Annotated in this window: 24 protein-coding genes, 1 tRNA gene and 1 pseudogene; 12 read left to right on the forward strand and 14 right to left on the reverse strand. The window is 69.6% G+C overall.

The window, feature by feature from the left end; translation table 11 throughout:
• Positions 1-222 precede the first annotated feature (222 nt).
• Both AC0693_RS35140 and AC0693_RS35145 read left to right on the forward strand, forming a co-directional pair.
• The gene (locus AC0693_RS35140; protein WP_478804101.1) at positions 223-423 is read left to right on the forward strand and encodes a hypothetical protein; all 201 of its coding nucleotides are present in this window, start codon (positions 223-225) and stop codon (positions 421-423) included.
• A 117-nt stretch (positions 424-540) separates the two neighbouring features.
• Complete coding sequence (locus AC0693_RS35145; RefSeq protein WP_478804102.1) at positions 541-1,143, forward strand: DUF932 domain-containing protein; 603 nt, start codon at positions 541-543, stop codon at positions 1,141-1,143.
• A 139-nt stretch (positions 1,144-1,282) separates the two neighbouring features.
• On the opposite strand, the gene AC0693_RS35150 is transcribed toward AC0693_RS35145, so the two are convergent.
• A complete protein-coding gene (locus AC0693_RS35150; protein ID WP_478804103.1) occupies positions 1,283-1,465 on the reverse strand; it encodes a hypothetical protein in 183 nt (60 codons plus the stop codon).
• 106 nt (positions 1,466-1,571) lie between these two features.
• Here AC0693_RS35150 and AC0693_RS35155 point away from each other — a divergent pair, with 106 nt between their 5' ends.
• Positions 1,572-1,880: a hypothetical protein gene (locus AC0693_RS35155; protein ID WP_478804104.1), complete on the forward strand. Its 309-nt coding sequence runs from the start codon at positions 1,572-1,574 to the stop codon at positions 1,878-1,880.
• 861 nt (positions 1,881-2,741) lie between these two features.
• On the opposite strand, the gene AC0693_RS35160 is transcribed toward AC0693_RS35155, so the two are convergent.
• Positions 2,742-2,817: transfer RNA gene (locus tag AC0693_RS35160), tRNA-Asp, on the reverse strand.
• Positions 2,818-3,625: 808 nt separating this feature from the next.
• Between AC0693_RS35160 and AC0693_RS35165 the strand changes: the two are divergent.
• The 3 genes and pseudogenes from AC0693_RS35165 to AC0693_RS35175 all read left to right on the forward strand — a co-directional run.
• A pseudogene (locus AC0693_RS35165) lies at positions 3,626-3,901 on the forward strand (dihydrofolate reductase family protein); the annotation flags it as partial.
• Between the two features lie 374 nt (positions 3,902-4,275).
• Positions 4,276-4,851 carry a hypothetical protein gene (locus AC0693_RS35170; protein ID WP_478804105.1) on the forward strand — a complete coding sequence of 192 codons (576 nt, stop codon included), beginning with the start codon at positions 4,276-4,278 and terminating at the stop codon, positions 4,849-4,851.
• A gap of 683 nt (positions 4,852-5,534) precedes the next feature.
• A complete protein-coding gene (locus tag AC0693_RS35175) occupies positions 5,535-6,296 on the forward strand; it encodes a metallophosphoesterase family protein (protein ID WP_478804106.1) in 762 nt (253 codons plus the stop codon).
• Between the two features lie 198 nt (positions 6,297-6,494).
• Here the strand turns inward: AC0693_RS35175 and AC0693_RS35180 are convergent, their stop codons facing one another.
• From AC0693_RS35180 to AC0693_RS35230, 11 genes are all read right to left on the reverse strand, one after another.
• Positions 6,495-9,776: a LysM peptidoglycan-binding domain-containing protein gene (locus tag AC0693_RS35180; protein WP_478804107.1), complete on the reverse strand. Its 3,282-nt coding sequence runs from the start codon at positions 9,774-9,776 to the stop codon at positions 6,495-6,497.
• A 22-nt stretch (positions 9,777-9,798) separates the two neighbouring features.
• Positions 9,799-10,251 carry a TadE/TadG family type IV pilus assembly protein gene (locus AC0693_RS35185; protein WP_478804108.1) on the reverse strand — a complete coding sequence of 151 codons (453 nt, stop codon included), beginning with the start codon at positions 10,249-10,251 and terminating at the stop codon, positions 9,799-9,801.
• Between the two features lies 1 nt (position 10,252).
• On the reverse strand, positions 10,253-10,720 hold the full coding sequence (locus AC0693_RS35190; RefSeq protein WP_478804109.1) for a TadE/TadG family type IV pilus assembly protein: 468 nt from the start codon (positions 10,718-10,720) through the stop codon (positions 10,253-10,255).
• Positions 10,717-11,151: a TadE/TadG family type IV pilus assembly protein gene (locus AC0693_RS35195; protein WP_478804110.1), complete on the reverse strand. Its 435-nt coding sequence runs from the start codon at positions 11,149-11,151 to the stop codon at positions 10,717-10,719. The genes AC0693_RS35190 and AC0693_RS35195 overlap by 4 nt, the downstream gene beginning before the upstream one ends.
• Before the next feature lie 41 nt (positions 11,152-11,192).
• The gene (locus tag AC0693_RS35200) at positions 11,193-11,393 is read right to left on the reverse strand and encodes a hypothetical protein (RefSeq protein WP_478804148.1); all 201 of its coding nucleotides are present in this window, start codon (positions 11,391-11,393) and stop codon (positions 11,193-11,195) included.
• Between the two features lie 21 nt (positions 11,394-11,414).
• Positions 11,415-12,308, reverse strand: coding sequence for a type II secretion system F family protein (locus AC0693_RS35205; protein ID WP_478804111.1), 894 nt, complete (start codon positions 12,306-12,308; stop codon positions 11,415-11,417).
• The gene (locus AC0693_RS35210; RefSeq protein WP_478804149.1) at positions 12,305-13,228 is read right to left on the reverse strand and encodes a type II secretion system F family protein; all 924 of its coding nucleotides are present in this window, start codon (positions 13,226-13,228) and stop codon (positions 12,305-12,307) included. Before AC0693_RS35210 ends, AC0693_RS35205 begins: the two co-directional genes overlap by 4 nt.
• A 5-nt stretch (positions 13,229-13,233) precedes the next feature.
• On the reverse strand, positions 13,234-14,712 hold the full coding sequence (locus AC0693_RS35215) for a CpaF family protein (protein WP_478804112.1): 1,479 nt from the start codon (positions 14,710-14,712) through the stop codon (positions 13,234-13,236).
• Between the two features lie 88 nt (positions 14,713-14,800).
• Positions 14,801-15,631 carry a CpaE/TadZ family protein gene (locus tag AC0693_RS35220; protein WP_478804113.1) on the reverse strand — a complete coding sequence of 277 codons (831 nt, stop codon included), beginning with the start codon at positions 15,629-15,631 and terminating at the stop codon, positions 14,801-14,803.
• Positions 15,631-16,356: an SAF domain-containing protein gene (locus tag AC0693_RS35225; protein WP_478804114.1), complete on the reverse strand. Its 726-nt coding sequence runs from the start codon at positions 16,354-16,356 to the stop codon at positions 15,631-15,633. The genes AC0693_RS35220 and AC0693_RS35225 overlap by 1 nt, the downstream gene beginning before the upstream one ends.
• Before the next feature lie 60 nt (positions 16,357-16,416).
• Positions 16,417-16,617, reverse strand: coding sequence for a hypothetical protein (locus tag AC0693_RS35230; RefSeq protein ID WP_478804115.1), 201 nt, complete (start codon positions 16,615-16,617; stop codon positions 16,417-16,419).
• A 61-nt stretch (positions 16,618-16,678) separates the two neighbouring features.
• Here AC0693_RS35230 and AC0693_RS35235 point away from each other — a divergent pair, with 61 nt between their 5' ends.
• Positions 16,679-16,879, forward strand: a complete 201-nt coding sequence (locus AC0693_RS35235; RefSeq protein ID WP_478804116.1) for a hypothetical protein — start codon at positions 16,679-16,681, stop codon at positions 16,877-16,879.
• A gap of 409 nt (positions 16,880-17,288) precedes the next feature.
• Here AC0693_RS35235 and AC0693_RS35240 read toward each other — a convergent pair whose 3' ends face one another.
• Positions 17,289-17,876 (reverse strand): hypothetical protein, encoded by a 588-nt coding sequence (locus AC0693_RS35240; protein WP_478804117.1) that lies wholly within the window; start codon positions 17,874-17,876, stop codon positions 17,289-17,291.
• A 293-nt stretch (positions 17,877-18,169) separates the two neighbouring features.
• Between AC0693_RS35240 and AC0693_RS35245 the strand changes: the two genes are divergently transcribed.
• From AC0693_RS35245 to AC0693_RS35265, 5 genes are all read left to right on the forward strand, one after another.
• Positions 18,170-18,349, forward strand: coding sequence for a hypothetical protein (locus AC0693_RS35245; RefSeq protein WP_478804118.1), 180 nt, complete (start codon positions 18,170-18,172; stop codon positions 18,347-18,349).
• 290 nt (positions 18,350-18,639) lie between these two features.
• Positions 18,640-19,884: a helix-turn-helix domain-containing protein gene (locus tag AC0693_RS35250; RefSeq protein ID WP_478804119.1), complete on the forward strand. Its 1,245-nt coding sequence runs from the start codon at positions 18,640-18,642 to the stop codon at positions 19,882-19,884.
• 302 nt (positions 19,885-20,186) lie between these two features.
• Complete coding sequence (locus AC0693_RS35255; RefSeq protein ID WP_478804120.1) at positions 20,187-20,429, forward strand: hypothetical protein; 243 nt, start codon at positions 20,187-20,189, stop codon at positions 20,427-20,429.
• 41 nt (positions 20,430-20,470) lie between these two features.
• Entirely contained in the window at positions 20,471-20,701 is a 231-nt protein-coding gene (locus AC0693_RS35260; RefSeq protein ID WP_478804121.1) for a hypothetical protein, read from the forward strand.
• Positions 20,702-20,882: 181 nt separating this feature from the next.
• Positions 20,883-21,212 carry a hypothetical protein gene (locus tag AC0693_RS35265; RefSeq protein ID WP_478804122.1) on the forward strand — a complete coding sequence of 110 codons (330 nt, stop codon included), beginning with the start codon at positions 20,883-20,885 and terminating at the stop codon, positions 21,210-21,212.
• Positions 21,213-21,259 lie beyond the last annotated feature (47 nt).

The raw sequence follows: 21,259 nt of genomic DNA on the forward strand, positions 1-21,259 counted from the left end.
GCATGGCGAGGTGCGCGACGGCGCGTAGCTGCCAGGGGAGGTCTCATGCATGGATCATTGTTGCGAAGAGCCCGCGGACTGCTGGCGGGCTCATTGATGGCGGCCGGGATTGTCGGCCTCAGCGCCGCTCCGGCGAGTGCCTGGACGGGGGGAAATGTCTGGGTGAACTTCGGCGACTGGAACTGCCCGGGCGGTGGATCGGTGGTCGGGGTCTATTGGGCGGTGGATGCCTATTCAAGCGGCCCTGCCGGCGGTGACTGGGGTGACAACGTCATCTACCCGCGCGTCCGTGTGGGAGCCGGGGCGTACAACACGCTGAGCTATCAGACCATGTGCAAGAAGTGGGGCTGGTACACCTACCGCGGTGTCGTGAGCCAGCGGACCCTCACGCCGTACCAGTCGGGTCTGAGTTACTGGTACTAGCCTCTCCGTCGGCGGCGGTATCCGGAATGCCGGATCCCGCCGCCGACTTCCGCGTCTGCTCGGCTCCCACCGCCGGTCGGCGGTTGTACGCGCGGGGTGGTCCGGCACGGCCTGACCATGAAGCTGCCCCAGTCGATGACGATCGGCCGCAGCGACGAGGTGGACCTCTACATCGCCGCGTTCAACTCCCACGACGGCTCCAGCGCGTTCCGGATCGTCGTCACCCCCGTGGGGGTGGTGTGCGCCAACACCCTGCGGGCCGGCCTCCGCAACGCGAAGAGCAGCTACACCGTCCGGCACACCTCCGGAGCACGCGGCCGCATCGCCCAGGCCCGCCAGGCCCTCGACCTCACGTTCACCTACGCCGAGGAGTTCGAGAAGGCCGCCCACCGGATGCTGGACATCGAGATGAGCACCGCCACGCTCCGCGCGGTGGTCGAGGACCTGTGGCCGGTCACCACGGCGGACAGCGCCCGCAAGAAGACCAACCAGAACACCCGCTGGGCCACCATCCGCAACCTCTTCGAACACGCCGGCACCCAGGCAGGCATCCGCGGAACCGCCTGGGCGGGCTACAACGCCATCACCGAGTACACCAACCACTGCGCCCCGGCACGCGGCACCAGCCCCGAACTCAAAAACGCCGCCCGCGCCGAACGCGTGATCACCGGCACCACCGACGACATCCTGGAACGCGCCTTCCACCTCATCACCGTCTAACCCACCGCCCCGGGGCGCAGCACCCACGCTGCGCCCCGACCAGCGGCCCGGAGGAGTGGCACCCCCGGGCCCGCCGCAGAACCGCGCAGGCGAGCCCAGCGGCCCGCGTGCGCGCCCTGTTCGGCTGGCCGGGGGCGGGTCAGCGACTGGTGGTGTCGGTTCCGGTGCCGAGGGGGCGTCGGGTGGGGGAGTGGGGTACCGCGGTGTCCTCGGGCGTAGGCGGGGTGGTCTCCGCCAGCTCGGCGGGGAGGCGTCCGCGAAGGGGGGCCGGTGTGGCGGTGGTTGTGGGGCGGGGGCCGGTGCCCAGGGTGCGGCGGTTCATGTCTCCCAGTCTCGCGGGCGGGTGGGATTCGGGTAGCGGGTGCCCGGACGCTGACGCTGTGATGGCTGGTGGCCACGCGGGCTGGATGGGCCCGTACGATCTTGGCGTGGATACCCGGGGAGACGAGTCGCGCTGCGGGCTCTGTGGTCAGGTGATGAATGCCTGGCATGAGCAGCATGACGAGGAGTCGATGGGTGGCGCGGGCAGGCGTGTGGAGTACGTGGTGATCGAAGTGCGCGGCGGTTGCGCCCACTATCAAGCTGCCGATGCCGCTTCTGGAAGACGTAAGACCGGTGCGGCCGGTCTGGCGGAAGCGCTGGGGATCGCCCTGGCGGATCTTCCCGGCCGCCGTTACACGTGCTGGGAGTCGCCTGCGGAGTACGGCGTCATCCGCAGTGGCTTCGAGCTGGCCTGACACGCACCATGCTCCGGGCCATTGCCCGGAGCATGGTTCTGTGACGGGGCCAGGCGGGGGTGCCACCGCGCGGGCAATGATGAAGACAGGGGTGTCCCCATCATTGCGACCCGCGCCCATCAGGATGTCTCTGAGGGGTCATGACGGTGTTTTCCAGGGCGGTGCGCAGGATCTGGCCTGTGGTGATGATGTGGGCTGCGATTCGGTCGCGTTCTTCGAGGGCTTCGGCGGTCGCGGTGCGCTTGGCGGTGGCGCTGGTTCCCCACCGGTCGGGCCACGCCTCCAGGGCGCGTACGTGGGGTTGGTTGGTTGGTCCAGTAGACGCCGTGGTGGAGAGGTGACCAGAGCTGGTTGGGGAGGGTGACACACAGCCGTGCGGTGAGCCCGGCCCCGTTGTGGGGGCCGGTGCCGCCAGGGGTCTGCCCGGCGTGCTGCGCGCCGTCGGGGATGGCCGCCCAGGGGCGGAGGAACCCGAGGTGTTCCAGCTCGGTACGGAGCGCGGTGGCCAGGGCCCGCCAGGGGGTCACCCGGTGGCGGCCGTTCTCGCGGAGCCGGTCCCGCTCAGTCCGGATCTGAGCCCGTGCCTCACGCAGTACTGCGCCCCGCAGTGTGAGGACTCCGGCGGGGGCTTTGCTGGCGGCCCTTGAGGAAGAGCGGTTCGACGCGCGGCAGGCTGCCCGGTACGAGGATCTGGCCGACGACTGTCATCGGGATCGGCTGCCTCATCACACTGGTGGGAGCAGTCGGCTTCTTCTTCTGACCCTCCCCGAGAGCCAGCCCGCCCCGCCTCCCAGAGCCAGACCCGAACGGGTGCTGCACCAGATGGCGACCGACGGTTGACCGCCTGGCATACGCACGGCGGGGGTACAGGCCGGATTCGAACCGGCGTCATCCCCTCCTGACAAGAGGGCGCGTCTACCTCTGCGCTACAGTCCCCCCGCCGCGGTGGGCACAGCCTATGTGCTGATGCCAAAACCCGCGTAGCGGGTTTCCGTCCTGGAGGCGCAGCCGAAAGTATCCGGGTGGGGGAGCGGAGCGGACCCACCCCAACGGGCCGAAGGCCCACACCCGGTGAAACGGGGTCACCCATGCTCGCGGAGCGGGCCGTTCGGGCGGAGCGCAGCGGAACCCGAACCAGTCCGAAGCGAAGCGGAGCACCCCGGCCGAAGGCCGGCCCTGATAGGCGCCATGGATCTTTCACAGGCTGGCGACACGGGTGTTCGGCGGGTTGCGGAGCGCTGAGCTGGGCTGACTGGGCGGAGAGTGACGTTCCTCCAGTGCGGGGCGGTGTCGTTTCGCAGGTAGCCAGGGTGGCGTGCGTGTAGGTGTCGCTTCCCTCAAGGCTGCCGTGCCGCTGTACGCGGAAGCCCTGACGCCGTTCTTCCTACCGCCCGCGCCGGCGTCCGGGTCTCGGCGGCACCCCGGTGCCGCCGCTGCACCACCACGCCGGTCACCGCGGCCCTCAAAAAAGTTGAGCCAGGACCCGAGCTCGTGGGCAAGCCCAGCGCCCATCTGAATTTGGTGCTGACCGTCGGCTTGCCGTCGTGGTCGGCGGCTGCCAGCTCGTCCAAGGGTTTCACGTCGATTCGGCCGTTGAGAATCGCGGGGAAGACCGGGCGCGGACCGATGAGTTCGTTCATGATCATCAGTCATAGGTCATGGTCGGTGCGCCATAGCCGAAGGTGGGGCTGAAGCGTCCACCGATCCGACCCGCCAACCGGACACGAAACACTGAGGAACCGTAGATGCGTACCCTGATCAGCACTGCCTTCATCTCGCTCGACGGCGTCGTGGAGGCCCCGGGCGGCGAGCCCGGCTACCGGAACTCCGGCTGGACCTTCAAGGACATCGAGTTCCTCCCTGAGGCGTTCGAGATCAAGGGCCGCGAGCAGAAGGAGGCCGCAGCGATGCTGATGGGCCGGACCAGTTACGAGGCGTTCAGCCCGGTGTGGCCGGACATGGCGGACTTCGCCGACTACAAGGTGATGCCGAAGTACGTCGTCTCCACCACCCTCACCGAGGTGGCTGTGTCAGTGACAACTGACTCCAGTGGTAGGTCACCTCTGACTCCGTTCACGGGTCTCCAGGCCAAGATCTGAATATGAGAAGCGAGTCCATGTCGGCGTACACAGGTAAGTCTCAGGCGGGTACACGTGAACGTGCGGTCGGGCGAGTGAAAGCAGCCGGGCGGCAGGGTCAGCAAATTGGGGTGACAGGTCTCGACCTCGTGGGCATGATCGGTCAGTTGTTCCGTCATGTCTGACTTCAGGGGTACGCCACGTCCATCCACCGCGAACGAGCCTGGTCGCTGCCTTGGGCTGCCGCTGACCCGAGCCGGAACGCTTTCGACTGGGACAACGATGAGGCGGCACAGCTGACGGCGCTTGTCGTCCCGATGGTGCCTTGCGAGGCCGACCGGACGGCTGATCCCGACCGGATGGCGGGCTTTCGATTCATCGACAAGGTCACCGTGCTGCTGGTGTCCCGCTACGGCCGGTGGGCCTGCGGTTGGGACTACTCAGTCCACAACGGCGGTCCCATCGACGCCTGGTGCTGCGATTCGCACTCGGTTGGAGAGGCGCAGGAGACCGCCGAACGCGTGGTGACCTGCCTGCTGGAGTGGCGTGACTGGCTGGAGGACGTGGCCGAGCGGTTCGAGCAGCTTGCACCACATCCCGACGCGGACGCCGAGGACCGAAGCTGGCATCTGGAACGCGCGGTAACCCGCCTGGTCACCGCGGTCGTCAACAGCACCCACGCCGAGTCCTCCTGGTATGGGCTCTGCGAGACGACGCTGACCTGGTTCCTCACCTCCACCGGCCTGGGCCTGGAAGAGGCGCAGAAGGCGGTGGAAGCCGCTATCGGCGGCCGGTTCAAGAGCCACGTTGTGCCTGCCCCGACCCTGGTCGACACGGTTGGAGAGGACCTGGCGATTCGCCTGACCGGTCGCGGGTTCTATCGTGAGCGATGACGCGCTGGCAGCGTGGTGCAAGGTCAGGGAGCAGGGCGACTGGTCCTCGGACGCGAGCGTAGGCCCGGCACCGGGGCGCCCGGCCGTCGACGGACTCGCTGCCTGGTTCGACGGTCCGGTCCGCCTTCGGGACCCGGATCGGGCCAGCCGGCTGCTCGCTGCGATGGCCCTGTCCCGCGTCGCGGCCTCACAGGGAGAGCCGCTCACCCCGACCCTTCTCGCCGACTGGCAGAGGCTTCGACTCCAGCAGAGCCGACGAGGACCGGCAGTGGGGTTTCGTTGTCCAGGGCAGCGGAGAACCGGCCAGTGCTCCCCGCGCCGAGGTGGCGTTCATTCCCATCGTCATCGCCTGACCCGCTGGTGGGAGGCGCACGGCCGCTCGCGCGCCTCCCATCAGCGGACCGGGTTCATGGACGGCTGTCACTCGCGCTCCGCAAACTCGGCGTCCCAGCCGAGAAAAGCCACACCTCCGCCATCCGCCAGCTCGTCCTCCAGGCCCGGCGCCCGTCATCGCCCAGGCACTGGGCTACCACGACAAGAGCGCCACCCGCATCGCCACCGAGGCCGGAGCCGCTGGAAGAACTACGCACCCCGGCGACCACACACGCTGAACGGCCCGCTCGAACTCCGCGCCCGGCGAAAGATCACCCCTGCTCGGCTGCCTTCGCCCCACAGTGGTAACCATGCTGAACCGAGTAGCCGTTCTGTCCGACATTCACGGAGTCCTGCCGGCCCTGGAGGCAGTGCTCGCCGAACCAGACGTCAGCGCTGCCGATCACATCGTGCTGACCGGCGACATCGCCGCTGGCCCGCAACCGGCTCAGGTCCTCGACCTGCTGACCAGCCTCGGCGACCGCGTCGTCTGGATCAGCGGCAACGCCGACCGCGAACTCCTCGAATACCGCCGGGGGCAACGCGAAACGATCCCCGATCCGATCGCCCCCTGGGCAGCCGAACAGCTCCGCGAGGACCATCTCGACCTTCTCAGCTCGCTTCCACGATCACTCTCCCTGTCCGTGAACGGCCTGGGAAAGGTGCTGTTCTGCCATGCCACCCCCCGCGACGACGAGGAGGTTGTCCTGGTCGACTCCCGCCTCGACCGCTGGGAAGAAGTCTTTGACGGACTCGATGCCGACATTCGCACCGTGGTCTGCGGCCATACCCACATGCCGTTCGTCCGCCTCGCTCACGGCCGACTCGTGATCAACCCCGGCAGCATCGGCATGCCCTACGGACGAACCGGAGCTCACTGGGCCCTCCTGGGCCCGGGCGTCGAACTCCGCACCACGCACTTCGACCTCCAAGCCGCAGCCACCCAGCTCAACCAGGACTCGTCCTACCCTGACATCACCGAATGGGCCGACTACTTCCTGCACGCCCGCGCGACCGACGCCGACGCCCTCACAGCCTTCGCACCACGCGACGGGCGCGACCACAGCCCGTGACACCCGCTCCCCATCCACGACAGCGGGCAGCCGAACACCGACTACACGATCAACGACGCCTACCCATCTCAACCCCCGGACCCCCCGCCCTCATGGCGCCCGGCAGGACCCTGGAGGCCCCCTCACTAACCACGAGCAGGGGTCTCAGCTATCCCGCTGCGGAGTTGATCGCGCCGGTCGGCTTGAAGGTGCCGAGGATCAAGGGGGCGTGGCGCCTGCGGGTGAGCGGGGAGTCTCGGCGAGGGCGTGGGTGATTGCGGTTTCGGTGGTGTCGGTGAGGCTGATGTCGTACGTCCGGGCCATCTGCTGGACGCGGGCGACGGTCCGGCGGATGGCTGCCTGGTCGCCGGCGGCGGCTTCGATGTGGAGGAGGTCCTGGTAGAGGATCTCGGAGGTCTCCTCAACGGCGAGGCCCTGGTGAACGGTGCGGCGAGCGGCGTCGAGGTCGGGGGTGGGGCCGTCGGCGTGCCAGCGGGCGAGGGTGTGGGCGATGTCGGTGATCCTCGACAGCATGACCTGGGTGTCGGGTTCGGCCCAGGGCAGGGTGCGTCCTTCGAAGGGTCGGCCGCGGACGAGTGCGAGCGCGGCTTCGAGGTCGGCGGTGCCAGCTCCGGGCCCGGCGGCAAGCCCCCGAGATGCGCGCTTTTTGAACTCGCTCCAGTCCGAGGTGATGGAGGGATCCAGGGTGTACCCGGCGCCGTTCTTCGGCCGCGGCAGGAGCGGCCGGCCGTCACTGGTGAGCCCGAGCGCGGAGCGCAGCTCGGACAGACGCGAATGCATGGTACGGGCGGACCACGGCGTGACCGGATCCATGGCCCTGCACAGATATTCGATGCCGCGTCCGGGCCGCAGGCACAGCAGCGCGGCGAGGGCGGCGGTGCGGGAACTGTGGGAGGTGGCCTGGGTACCGGTGATCCGCACGGGACCCAGGACGTCGATGCGTACCCCGGGTTCCTCGGTGGCGGGCTGCGGAGGCACGGAAGGCACGCGCTTTGGCGTTGTCCGCGCGGGAGCGGCTGCCTGAGCAGCAGAACCGGAATTGCTCGCAGGCTCCTCCCGAGGGCCCCCGGCCACCGCCTCCGTCTTGGCCTCATCGTCTTTCCGAGGCGGGGGCTGGGAGCCGCGGGATGACCCGGTTGATGCTCCGGTGAGGAGCGCGGGGAAGGGGTTGCCCGGGTCCTGGGCATCGGCAGTGGTGGTGTGGACGGTCAGCGGACGCCCGGCCCCGGCCGGATGGTCGTGGCTCTCAGTGAACCCCCATGCCCCGGTGGCCGGCTGCGCCTCCTGGGTGGAGATCTGGAGGGCGTGGAGGTACTGCTGGTATTGCTCGTCGGTGATCCTCTGCAAGGTGACGGGGAGGCCGAGCAGCTCCAGTGTGGGCTCCGCCCCGCGGGTGACGTCCACGATTGCGGCGTGGGGGAAGGCGTGCCGGGCGGCGTCGCTGGCGGGCAGGACCACCGCCGTGGTCAGCGCGCGGGCGGCGGCCAGGGCATCGGCGAGCTGCATCAGGTGTTCACCGTCGTGCTCGCCTGCGGCGATCAGCATCCAGGGCAGGGCTTGTTCACCGCTCTGGTGAGTTTCCAGCAACAGTTCACCTAGGTCTGCGGCGACGGCCGGCAGGTGCGGCATCGTCCGCACGCGGCCCTGGGGCAGAAGCTGCGCCAGCCGGCTCCCAAGACCCGCGGTGAGGATCTCGCTGTAGCCACCCCACCCGCACGTCCCCAGCTCCAGCGCCAGCGCCCGCCCGACTTCCAGGACGTCGTCGGGGGTGCCGTCCAGGAGCAGGACACCACAGGTCGACAGGTCCGCCATCAGCAGACCGTCCCCGTGAGCGCCCAGGGTCACCAAGTGCGGATAAGGCGCCACCACATCCTGCAACCCCCCAGCGTCGGGATCAGGAAGGACGGCGTCAGGGTCCAGGACCCAGGTGCGGGCATCCTCCCCAGCGGTGAACGGCAGCAGCGGCGTGTCGGCCGCCTCCTCCAGCAGCAGTTGCACCGCCCGCCCACTCAACAGTGCCCCGCGCAAGGCGGGCAGGGGCTGGCCGGCGGTGTCCGCGTGCTGGGCCATGGTGCGCAGCACCCGGTCCAGCAGGGCGACGCCGTCCGGCTCACCGGCCGCGCCCAGGACTTGTTCCAGGGTGGTGGGGTCGGTGTCCTGGGCGATGGTCTGGCCCGCCTGGCGCTGGCGCTGCTGGAGGATCCGGCGAACACCGAGGGCCCCGGCCAGAGACGCGGCGAGCAGGGTTCCCAGCCCGGCGACCAGCGCCCAGTTGATCCCGGACGTGCTGTGCGAGGCGGCCTTGGCGGGAGCGCCGGCGGCCGGGGCAGTGGGCGCGGGGATGCTCTGCTGCGGCACCTGGGCTGCGGGGGCCGACGCGGAGGAGGAGGGGACCGGGGCCGCGGGAGAGGACGCGGACGGAGCCGGAGCGGCGGTTGAGGGTGCGCCTGCTGACGGCGTCGGGGGTGCCGTCCGCTGCGGGGGAGCGGGTGCCGGATCCTTCTCTGCGGGCGGTGGGGCGGGGGTGGTGTGCGGGGTCTGGGGGAGGGTGAGCTGCTGTCCGGGGTGGATGAGGTCGGGGTCGGTGAAGGTGCCGCCGCCGGGCAGGGCCTGGCCCTGGTTCAGCTGGTAGATCTCCTGGAAGCGGTCTGCGTCACCGAGTGTGGTCTCGGCAATCTTGGTGAGGCTGTCGCCCTGCTGGACGGTGTACGTCGCGGCGGTGGGCGCAGCCTGTTGCGGGCCGTGGTCTTGGGCGGCGGGGGCGGGGCGGGCGTCGGCGGGCAGCAGCAGGACCCAGCCGGGCTGGATGGGCTTGTCCGTGTGGAAGATCGCACCGTCGGTCATGGTCCGGCCGGCGTTGAGGGCGGCGATGTCGCCCCACCGCTCGCCGTCGCCGAGGCGCTGCTCGGCGATGGACCAGAGGCTCTCGGCGGGCCGGCTGTCGCGGACGGTGTGCTGGTTCGGCGTGCCGGCCGTGTCGGCGTCCGCGGGGGACGTCTGGACGGTGGTGGGGGTGCCGTTGGTGGGGGCGGCGCTCACGCTGGTGACCGTGGTGTGCGGGGCGGCGGTTGCGGGTGCGGCGAGTGCGGTTCCGGCGGGCAGGGCGAGCAGGATCGCGCTGACGAGCGTTGCGGCGGCCCGCTGTCCGGCCAGTCCCCTGATCTGCGGGACGCTTCGTCCGCGGAGTTGCGCGGGGATCTCCAGCAGGGTCGCGACGGCGAAGCAGGCCCAGCCTGCCCACCCGGCGACGGCCAGGGCCAGCAGGAAGACCTGGCCTGAGTCGTCGGTGGTGAACAGCGAGGTGAGGGCGGCGATTCCGGGGGGCCCGACAAGGGAGGTGGCCCACCACAGCAGGACGGGCAGGCCGGCCAGGAGCGCGGCCAGCACGGTCAGGGCCAGCAGGCCGCGCACGAGCGCGGCGGCGGTCTGCGCCCGGCCGCGGCGCGGTGGCCGGGCGGGGGAGGTGGGGTTCGTCGGCATGGGCCGGTCTTTCTGCGGTGGGTTACTGGGGCTGGGTGGTGCCGTAGAGGAGTCGGGCGGAGCCGTGTCCGGTCACGTCCATGGAGCCGATTCCGACCATCCCCAGGAACTCGGTCGGGTAGGTGCCGTGGACGGTGATCGTCAGCTGGGTGCCGTCGGCGGAAACCATCGTGTTGCCCTGGGCTCCCGCGCGGCCCAGGTAGGCCTGTGCGGCCGCCTGGGCGGCTGCAGGATCGGTACGGGCGGGGGCGCCGGTGATGGCGGCCGCGGGGTCGATGGCCTGCCCGGCCGCCCGGGCCGCCTCCATCGCGACGGCGTCGGCGCGTTCGGTGGCGCGGAGTTTCCCGCCGCCGTCGATGGCCAGCCCGATGATGCCCAGCAGGGCCACGGTCACGATCGCCGTGTAGACGGCGATCCCGCCCCGGTCCTGCCGCAACCGGCCCCGCCACCGGGGGCGCAGGTGCTGCACGCTCATGTCAGCCTTCCCTCGGCCTGTACGCATCTACGACGGACGTGAACCGGCTGGTCATGGTCCTGGACCCAGGCGCCCCCGGAAGTAGGAGGTCGCCCATGGTGACGGTGCAGGAGATCGTCACGGTGACGGTGCCGACCTGCCCGACCGGTACGGCGAGCCCGGAGGTGTCCACACTCGTGCTCATTGAGGCGCAGTGGATGCCCTGGTCGTCCAGTGAGCGGGCGGCCGCGGCCGACGCTTCGGCCTGCGCACCGCCGTAGGTACGGGAGATGGAGGCGGCGCGGGCGGCGTCCTCGGCGGCCGCATCGATCTTCGACCCCGAGGTGACGATCCGCCCGCCCGCGATGGCCAGACACAGCAGGACCAGGAGCAGCGGGGTGACGATCGCGGCTGCGATTGTCTCGCTGCCCCGGTCACCGCCCCCGGTCCGGCGCCGCACCCAGCACATGAATCCTGAACTGCCGTTCATGGGGTGGTCCACCGCTCTCTCGGCGCTCCGGCTGATTGCGACACGCTCAGTCCGGAGACGCCGGGAAACAGGGAGGGCGCGCTGCCGGTGACGGTGACCCGTACCTCGGTCGCGGAACCCCCGGACGTGACGGCGGCATTGGCGAGGGTGTCGCCTGCGATCCGCTGCAGCGTCTCGCGGGCGCGGGTGGTACCCGCGCTGTCGGGGGCCTGGTAGACGCGGGCGGCGGCGACGCCTTCGCGGGCAGCGGTCAGGGCGATGTTGCGGGCATGGACCCACATCGCGGCCTGGACCACCGCGACCGTCACCAGAATGACGAAGGGAAAGATGATGGCCATCTGCAGAGACGCCTCCCCTTGGTCCCCGCCGCACTGTCGCCGCAGTGCCGCGAGCACCCTGACGCGCGGCCGTTGCCTGACGCTCGATGCCATCGGTCCCCCCTCTCCGTTCTGCGGTGCCTGACGGCGGTTGATCAGATTCCGGACAGCTTGCCGTTGTACTTGGTGATGACCACGCCGATCGTTCCGGCGATGGCGAGGGCTCCGGCAACGGCGGCGACCCAGATGATGATCGTGGTGATCGAAATGTCACCGCGGTCCTCGGCCGCGTGGGACTGGATCTTCTCCCAGTGGGCACGCCAGGCGACGTTGAGGCGGACAAGGGTCTTCATGATCGGCTCCTTCTGAGCTGTGGGTTAGGTGGTGAGCATGCGGATGATGGCCGGGAAGGCGATCAGCAGCATGACGAGGACGGCGAGGAGGGCGCCGGGGGCGGTCATCTTCTCGCTGTCGGCGTTGGCTTCGGCGGCCTGCTGGGAGAGGAGTTCGGTGCGCAGGTTGCGGGCGCGGGAGCGCAGTGTGGCGTAGACGCTGGCGCCGTCGTCGGCGGACTGGCGCATGATGGCCGCCAGATCATCCATGACCGGCAGGTCAAGCTCGGCGGTCAGCCGGGCCAGGGACTCCCAGTGCGGGACCTTGTCCACCCGGGACTGGGCCAGAGCTGTTCGGATCCGTGCGAACGCCCAGCCGTGACCGACCTGGGCGGCCTGTTCCATGGCCTGCTCGGCCGACACGTTCCCCGCGCGGCGCAGCGCGACCAGGTCGAGGTAGGCGGCCATGGCGTGAGCGAACTCCGCCCGAGCCCTCCTGGCCTTGTCCCGCAGCGCGAGGTCCGGCGCGACCCACAACAGAACCGCGGCGAGCAGCCCGACGATCGCGGGCAGGTACAGGGGCAGGCCCAGGAGCAGCAGCGGGATCGTGGACAGCGGCGGCAGCAACAGCCCCGCACCGGCCAGGGCAACCTTCGTGAGGAGGAACCGGCCAGGGGTGGATCCCGTCAGGGCAAGGTCCTTGGAGGGGATGCGGATGCCGGGGACGTCGGCGAGGCGCTCCAGCAGCCACTGCCCCCACTGTTCGTCGCGGCTGGCCGCAGTGCCTCCCGCCGCCGGGGCGAGCGGGGCGGGCGCGGGCTGGTTGAGCCGGCGCAGCGCGGGCCCCAGCGCGGGCGCGGGACGCAGGAGTTCGCGCACGAGGAGGGCGCCACCGGCTCCGATGGCTGCGCCGGACAGGATCGCGGCGACGGGGATCATGCGCTCACCTCCACGGTGGGCTCCTCGGTGTCTGTTTCTCCTGCGGGCGGCGGGGTGACGGCGCTGCGGGGGTCGGCGATCAGGAAGCGGGGGACGGGCTTGACGTCGGCGATCTGCCGCATCAGCGCGAGGACTCCGACGAATCCGGCCAGCAGGACGGCCAGGACCAGCTGCCCGAGGACGGTGCCATAGGGGGCGGTGTAGGAAGGGATGAGGAAGCCGCAGCCGATCACGCCGAGGGTGATAATGGTCATCCACCGCATCGTGGTGCGCGGCTTCGCACGGTCGGCTTCGATCGCCCGGCGCCGGGCGACTTCCTCGTGGACGGACTCGGCGAGGTCCTCGAGGGCCTGGGCAAGTCCGGGGCCTCGGTCGGCGGCGGAGAGGACCAGGGCGGCGACCACCTTGTCGGCGGTCACATCGCCGAGGGCGTCGCCGAACTCGCGCAGCGCGTCGACTGGCCGCCACCCCACCTTCAGCCGGTCCACCAAGTCAGCAACCTCGCCAGTGATGGCTTCTGGGCACCCCTTGCGCGACACCTGTAGCGCCTCGTCCAGGCCGCGGCCCAGGCGCAGGACGTTGGCCAGGCGCTGGGTCCAGTCGCCCAGCGCTTCCAGCTTGGCGATCCGCGCGGTGGCTGACTTCGTCGGCGACAGCAGCCACGGCACCCCGATCACCGCGAGGAAGAGCATCACCCCGCCGATGAACACCCCGGTCACCAGCCACAGCAGCACCCCCGCCACGGCGCCGCCGATCAGGCGGGTCCGGCGGATCATCTGCTCGTCACGGGTCGCCAGCTGCCGCCCCGCCCGTACCCGGGACACCAGGGAGGGCCCCTTGGGTGCGGTCGTCCCGACCACCCCGGCCACCAGCGCGACCACTCCGCCCGCGACGGCGAGTCCGGCCACGATCCACAGCATGACCGTCACAGCTCCTCCTCTTCCCGGACGAGCAGGGGCAGCGGCCGGTCCCACGCCCCGGCCGCTGCGTTGAGCAGGGCGGCGTCGAATCCGGCGCGGCGCAGCTCGGGCATGCAGCGCGGATGCATCAGGGGAACGGCCCGCGGCTCGCCCCACTCGGGGCGGGGCCCGAAGATCGTGTTGGTCTCGGGGCGCCCGCCTTCGCCGATGCCGGTGACCTCCAGGACGTGGGAGACGAACCGGTGCCGGTGACCGCCGATCTTCGTCTCGTCGATCGAGGACACGAACACGATGAAGTGCAGGCCGTTGGCGGCCTGCCGGTAGGCCAGCGACTCCGACATGTTGGTCTGCGCGAGCAGGTACAGCTCGGCGATCCGGTCGAACACCACGCTCGGGTGTCGGGCATGGAGGGTGCACAGATTCCCGCCCGCACCGTTCGTCATGGCCTGCAGCATCGCCACGATCTCCGGCCCGCGGACTTCACCGACCACCGTCCGCGTCAGCGTCATCCGCAGCGCGCGGTACATCAGATCCATCAGTGTGATCTCACCGGCCGCGGCGCCGGCCACGATTTCTCCGTTGGATTCGCGGGCCTCCATCGGGACGACCTGGCGGTGGTAGCCGTTCTCGTGGGCGAAGAGTTCGTACTCGGTCTCCAGCGTCGCGAACCGCTCGTCCGGGTCGATCTCGCGCAGCAGCGCCCGCAGCAGGGTGGTCTTACCGGCGGCCTGGCCGCCCACGATCATCACGTTCTTTTCCGCGTGCACGCACGCCCGCAGAAACCGCTCAAGAGTGGTGTCCAGCATGCCGCGGCCGACCAGTTCCGGAAGGTCCGCGTGGATCATGGTGTGCCGTCGGATACTGACGTACGTACCGGGGGTGACTTCGGTGACCGCCTGGAGCCGGGACCCGTCCGCCACCCGCAGCGCGAGAAACGGGGCCGCCGTCGACAGGGTCCGCTCGCCCTGACCGGTCGTGCGCCGGGCCAGGTCCCGCAGCAGCTCCCGCAGTTCCTCGTCCGAGTCCGCGACCGGAGGGACCTGTACACGGCGTCCGTCGGTGAAGTCGAGCCAGGTGTCCGCGTACCCGTTGATGAAAATGTTCTCCACCGCGGTGTTGTCGAGGTGCTGTTGCAGCCGGCCCGCCCGGAACTGCAGGTCGAACACCGCCTGGGCGACCGCCGCGTCTTCGGCGGCTGACGTCGCGGCGCCGCGCTTGACGGCCTCGGCGTCCGACCACACCGCGACCTGCTGGTTGATCAGGTGCCGGCCCTGCTGCTCTTGGGCGGCCTCGCTCATCCCCGGTCGGGACCGCAGCAACTCCGTCAGCCGGTCCCCTACCTCCTTCTTGATCAGGCGCACCGTGGCGTAGTCGATGACCGGCGCGGGCACTGACACCGGCGTGACGGCAGCGGTGCCGCCCGGCGCGGCCGCGGCGCTGGTGGGGAGGGTGGCCCACGGATTCACCGGCCCGTCCCCCCGCATCCCATCGGGGCGGGCGGGGGCGTGACGGGGGTCGGCCAGACGGGCGTGAAGTGATTGAGGCGGGACCTGGGGGCTGTTGTGCAGGGGGTTAGCGCGCACCGGTCACCGCCGATGCGCCGATACCCGGGCCCACAGGGGGCGGGGGCGGGGCCAGGCGTGCCCGGCGGAGGGCCACCAGTTCCTGGATCCGCACCGCGGCAGAACGGGCGGAGCGCATCAGCTCCCCGGACTCGAACCTGCGCGGCTGCTCGGCGCCGTCAGAGAACACCGCGGCTTCCTTCGGACGCCACGGCAGCACCGCCGTCACCGGGCATCCCAAATTCTTACGGACCTCCTCCTTGGAGAACGGGCCATCGCCGACCAGCAGGATGCCCAGCTCCGTGATCCCGCCCAGTGCCCCACGCAGCGCCTCCAGACGCACCTGGGCACTCTGCAGGGAACGCAGCGTGCCGCGGGCGACGACCAGCACGACGTCGGCTTTGTGCGCCAGAACGGCGGAGGGGCCGACGGCGCCGCGGCGCCCGAGGTCCACGATCACGTCGTGCTGGTGCATCTCGATTCCCGCGAAGAGACGGGCCAGTGGCCTCCATACCGGTTCCATCGCCGAGGCGTGCGCCGGGTCATAGAGCCCCGGGAGCACCAGCCGGTCACGGGTCCCCGCATCGGTGATGTCCACCAACTGCCGCCAGAACGCCTCAATCAACTGCCCCTGACGCGAAGCCACGGCGAGATTGCGCAAACCACGCGAGTTGTCGAGAGTGCCCTGGAGCGCGCCGGGCAGGATCGCCCCGCCGTCCGGATCGGCCTCGGCCAGCACCACCCGGTGCCCGGCCGGCATCGGCCACCCCATCAACAACGCCATCGCCGACGTCGTCACCCCCGGCGCGCCCAGCCCGCCCGCCAGCGCGATGACTGCCATCAGCTGCCCCCGTCCTGCGCGGCCACGATCAGGGCAACCGCGCCGGTCGCCACCCGGGCGGCCAGCGTCGGCCCGTTCGCGGCGGGCACCGCCACATCCACCACCACAACCCCCGTCGCGGGCGCGGCCACACCGACCGCGACGACGGTCGCCGCCAGCGTCTGCGGCCCGGCCGCATCCGCGGGCTTCGCCGCTGCTGCGGGCGCACCGGCCTGCGCCGGATCCGGCGTGGAGACGATCAGCACCTTCTGCCCCGGCGACAACCGCGACGCCGGAAGCTGGGAGGGCTTGAGCGCCACACCCACCAGCTGCTCACTCGCCTTGACCAGTGACGTGGACGTGACCTGGCCGGGGGAGAGGAGCGCCCCCGCTTTGAGGGTGACTGCGGCCCGCTGGCCGACCATGGTCCCCTTCTTCGTGGTGGGGACGGTCTTGACCGCGGGGTCCAGGGCAAGGGAGGCCGGGGCGAGATCGGCGTCCGTGATCGCGTTGCCGATGGGGACGTCCCGGGCGACCACCAGCACGCTGGAGCGTTGTCCCGACACCGTGAACAGCAGCGCGCCCGACAGGCCTCCGGCCGCGATGAGCGCGATGGCCAGGGCGATCAGACCGGGGCGGCGGCGACGCTGGCGCACCACGCGGGGAGCGGCGGCCGGACCATCCGGGGGACCGGCGTGGCCAGGCAGCGCCGTACGGGCCGGCGACGACGGGGTGGACGTGCTCACGTGCTGTGCCTCCAGAAAAAGGGGATGAGCAGGAGAGAAGGAGGGGAAGAGCAGGGGCCGCTACTGGCCGACGACCTGGATTTCGCCCACCGTCACGGTGAACGGGGATTGCCGGACCTCGGTCAGCTGACCGGTCCGCCCGCCGCCGGTCACGGCCCAGTCCACCGTCCAGGTGGACGTCGCCGTGCCCTTGAACGCGGTGCCCGGCTGCTTGGCGGACGTGGTCCGGTACAGATGCCCGCAGTCCGGGGACGGCGTCATACCCCTTCCCGCGGTGTACGGGGTGCCCGGACCGGTGCAGGTCACGCTGGACCCGTCACCCATGGCCCACACCACCGATGACACCTTCGCGGTGGCCGTCACCGTGATCCCGCCCGCTGACGCGGACGCTGAATTCGGGCCCCACGTGGTGGGGCTCGGGGTCACCCACAGCCACATCGGCGCTCCGACCGTGTACCGGCCATCCGCGCGCGGACTGGCAATCACGGGCCCGGTCAGCAGCATGCTGTCCACCGCCCGCTGAGCAAGCACGGCAGGATCAACTGCCTCGGCTGGTGGCTGCGCCAGCCACGTCGTGCTGTTGATGATGTATCCATCTACCGATTCAGTAGACACACACGTCTTGCGGTAGACCGAACCATCCCCTGGCTGGTGACCCTCCCAGGCCGCGCTTCCAACCGGAGGCTGCGGGTTCAGCATGGTGTGCGTGCACATGAACTTCGGCGGAGGATCGTCCGACTGCTGTTGCCCTCCGGTTCCATATTTATCCTGATTGCCGGTTCCGTAGCTGCCGTCCTTGCCCGGCTTCTCCGCGCACACGCTGACCCAGCCCGTGGCTCCCTTGCATACGCCATCGTCGGCTTGGGCCGGGGCCGCGAGTAAGACCGATGCCAGTGCTGCCGGCGCGATACAGGCGGAGAGGCCTCTGAGTCTCAGCACTCGCGGTCCCCGTGCCGGGCGAACTTGGTGAGCATCCACTGTCCCCCCTGGATCTCCGCGTTGAACTCGGTGATGTATCGCATGGGCTGCTGAGTGGGAAATGGCTTCGTCTGACCGCTTGCTCGGTCAATGATCTTCCAGGTGGAAAGATCGAAGCAGTCGGAGATTTTGGCTGATGGATGATCACCGGACATGTCCAGGGCGGCAACCACTGCACGGTGGCCGGGCGCCCCCTTCATGGCGGTACCCGACTCTTTCATGTTTGCGATGTCGGTGAGCGTCTGGTTCAGGGCGTCGCCAGATGCGTAGTTCACCAGCTTGGTGCCATTTTCCGTTCCTGCTTCGTATGCCTTGACTGACTCAGACCAGAAGCCGTTGTAGGCGGCGAGGAGCTTGGTCTTCTCGGCGGCCTGGGCGTCTGCCGTGGGACTTGAGGGGATACTCGGGGCCACGCTTAGGAGTGCGGCCTTGTCGTTCTTGGCTTCGTCGGCGCATGCGCCGGTCAGCACGATGGCGGCCACGGTGACGGCGCCGGTGAGCAGCCTGGTTGTGCGCGAGCGGTGTTGCCGTACTGGTGTCACGGTGATCCCCGGGGTGCGTCGGACGGGTGGGCGGCGCCGAAGGGTGTAAATCGCTGATGCAACGTGCTTGGGACGCGTCGTACATGGAACCCTACGATGTCAACGCGGCAGGCTCTATGGGGTTATTGGGGTTCGATTGAGCGATCCGGACTTTTGTCCGGGATTGACGCTCAGCCCGATCGCACCGCGGCTTTGAAGTGCAGAAATGGATCGGAGGGCAGCCGTAACCGGCTACTGACAGCAGCGATGTCCATTTATGGCCGGTTTTCTCGCTTCTGGCTCAATCTTTGCTCTTGGCAATGCCGCGGTTCTCGCTGTGGGGCGCGATCCGGGCGGCCCCGAGGGCGGGCTCGTCGGACTGCGCGCCGTACCAGCGATACTCGAACACTCCGACCGCACTGCTCAGCCTGCACTCATCGCAGGCCTCGCAGGCCACGGCGATCGGCAACGCCGACTGGGCCCCGAAGTGGTAGGGGGCAGGTGGCGTGGGCACCGTCCGTCCCGGCCGTCGGGCTGTAGCCGGCGCGACGTTCGTCATCCCCCGTGGCTGTGCCCGGTTCCCAGCGGATGGTGATCGTCGGTGCTGGCCGGTCCCGCCGGGGGTACAGCGTCTCCTGACAGCACATAGCTCTCTGTCGCCCTGCAAGATCCGAAAGTGGGAGCTGCCGTAGCCAAGGCGCCGAGCCGTGACAGCATCCCCATGCCCAACGCGCTGCCACGGGAGTACGGTTCTGAGTAGTGTGGTTTCAGAACGGAGTCCATAATGCCCGCGTGGTCCTCGTACAGCACTGGTGAGCGCATCAAGATCCTCCGGGGAAAGCAGATCTCCCAGGAGCAGCTTGCCTCCATGACCGGCCTGTCGGTCGCCACTATCCAGGCTGCGGAGCAGGACCGCCGCCGCACCCTGCCTACCCTCATGGCGATCTCTGCTGCCCTCGGCGCCGACATCTCCGTCATCGAGGGCCAACAGCCACCCCGCCGCGCGATGGATCAGGACGATCGGATGATGGTCCGTGCCCTGTCAGCCGCGGTCCACGACACTGCTGCTGGCCTTCTTCCGGATGCCGCCGAGCCGGCGACGACTGACGACCTGCGTCGCGCGACTGACCTGTGCTGGGAGATGTATTGGCGCGGCCATTACACGGAGGCGGGCGCTACGGTGACGCCCCTTCTCGTCGCTGCCGCAGCCACCCTTCGCGATCGGCCCACTGGGCAGCAGGGGGCCGTGTGGGGGGCCCTCTCGGACGCGTATCGGATCGCCGCTTACGTGGCCAACCTCGTCGGAGTCCGGGACCTGGCGTACGCGGCGATTGGCCACGCCCAGAATGCGGCCGAGAAAGGCGATGACGTGCTGCGCCCGGCTCTCGTCGAGTCTGGTCGAGCGTGGGTGTACATGCGGGACGCCCGGCTCGACGAGGCGCTGCGTCTGGCCGAGAAGGCTGCGACCGACATCGAGCCGCGGTTTTCTCGGGCAACGCCCGACGAGTTGGCCGTGTACGGCAGCCATGTGAACTTCGCGGCGGTCGTGGCCTCCAGGAAGGGGGACAAGGAGCGGGCGGCCGATTTCCTGTCCCAGTCCAACGCGACAGGAGCCCGAATGGGCGCCGAGCACTACGCCCACGGCACTCTGTTTGGGCCGGTCACAGCTACCACGCAGGCCGTCGGTATCAACGTGGCAATGGGGCAGACCGGCAAGGCCCTCACCCTCATCCAGTCGATCCACGAGGACGAAACCGGGCAGCTCACGCAGGCTGCTCGGAACCGGTACGCCATGGACAAGGCCATGGCTCAAGCCGACGCGAAGATGTGGGATGCCTCTTTGGAGACGCTTGAGGAGGCACTCCTCGGTGCCCCGGAATGGGCTCGTCATCAGACCCTTCCGAGCGTGATCGCCGAGAAGGTCGGCCGCCAGTCCAACGGCCGACTCGCCCGGGTCTCGAAATTGATCGGCATCCGGCCCCCTGTTGACAGCGGATTCGCGGCAGCGGACCGACGGACGGCACTCTGACAGCGCATCCGAGCACCATCTGTTGTCTCGTCAACAGTCGTACATCCCGTGCGAGTTCGGCGTCTACGGATGCGGAAAGTCGCACGGGACGTTTCTGTTCTGTGCCTCTTGCTCGCGGGACTCTTTAAGGCATGACCCGAAGCCCTCAAGCTTTCGCGAGGCGACGCAACATCGCGGACGCCGCCGCTGGTATCCCACGAGTTCACGTGGCGCTCTACGCCTGTCTCGATGAAGAGGCGGCCGGGCGCTCCCATCAAGTGCTTACCGTGCTTCGGGAGTATGCCGAAGCTTGTGATTGGACCGTGGCACCTGGCGCGATTGGGTACGACGCGGTCTCGCTCCGCACCCCCCGCAGCGAGCGCCGCACCTGGCCGAGCCTCGAAGCCCTGGCTCGCGCTGGGCGGGTGACCGGCCTCGTCGTACCCGATGAGTCCCACCTGGCGTACACCCCCAGCGACCGCACGCAGTGGAGGGACTGGGTCGGGCAGACCGGTCTCTTCGTCGTCTGTCTGCCCGATGCCTTACGAGGCGGCGTGGCCGCATGAGCAACCAGTCAGGTGCGCTGACGACGGTAGGGAGACTTCGGATGAATGTACACAAGAGCAAGCCTGACGCGTTGTTCGGCCACCTTGACCACCCGTTGCTGCGGCAGCGGGTCCGTGACCGGAAGACTTGCCGTGAGGGCGAGTTGATGGCCGTGGTGGAGGAGTGCGTGGGCACGGTCGCCGGGGTTCCGCAGCACACGCGGACCGCTTACATCCGTGACGCGAGCGGTCTGGAATTTACTGCGGCGCCGAGCAGTCTGGAGCGCGTGTGAGCAGCCGTGCGCCGTCGTTCCCCGAGACGGCCCCCGCCGGTGAGATCTGTGCCCTGTGCGACCGGCCCATCCGCAGTGGTGGGGTCAAGCTCATCGTCAACTCTGCTTCCGGAGCGCGGCCGAACAGCTGGACGCACTACATCCTGGACCCCGCGTGCAAGCGCCTGCGGAGGGATGAGCGATGAGCGATGCGGCACTGCTCTCCCGGTACGCCGAACACGTCCTTGACCACGCCGAGGCGCAGCCGGACAGCGCGGTCGCCGCGGACTGGGTGGCCTACCTCCGCAACGAGGGCGGCCTCGCTGCCCACGGTGTGCGCTGCTTCCACTTCCAGGGCCAGGGGCAGCGCACGCCCGCTGCGTTGGCCGCCCTGGCGGCTTGGGACTGCGCGGTCCGGCTGGTGGATGGCTGGCCGAAGGCCGTCGCCCTCGCGGCTGCGGTCCGTGACCTGCTCCTTGAGGAGGAACAGCATCAGACCCGCCGGCGCGCCTCGCAGGTGGCTGCCCGGTGAGTGAGTGGCCGCGCCACTGTACGTGCTGATCGTGCTGGGCCTCCTCG

Source organism: Streptomyces sp. NPDC043876 (genome assembly GCF_056435825.1).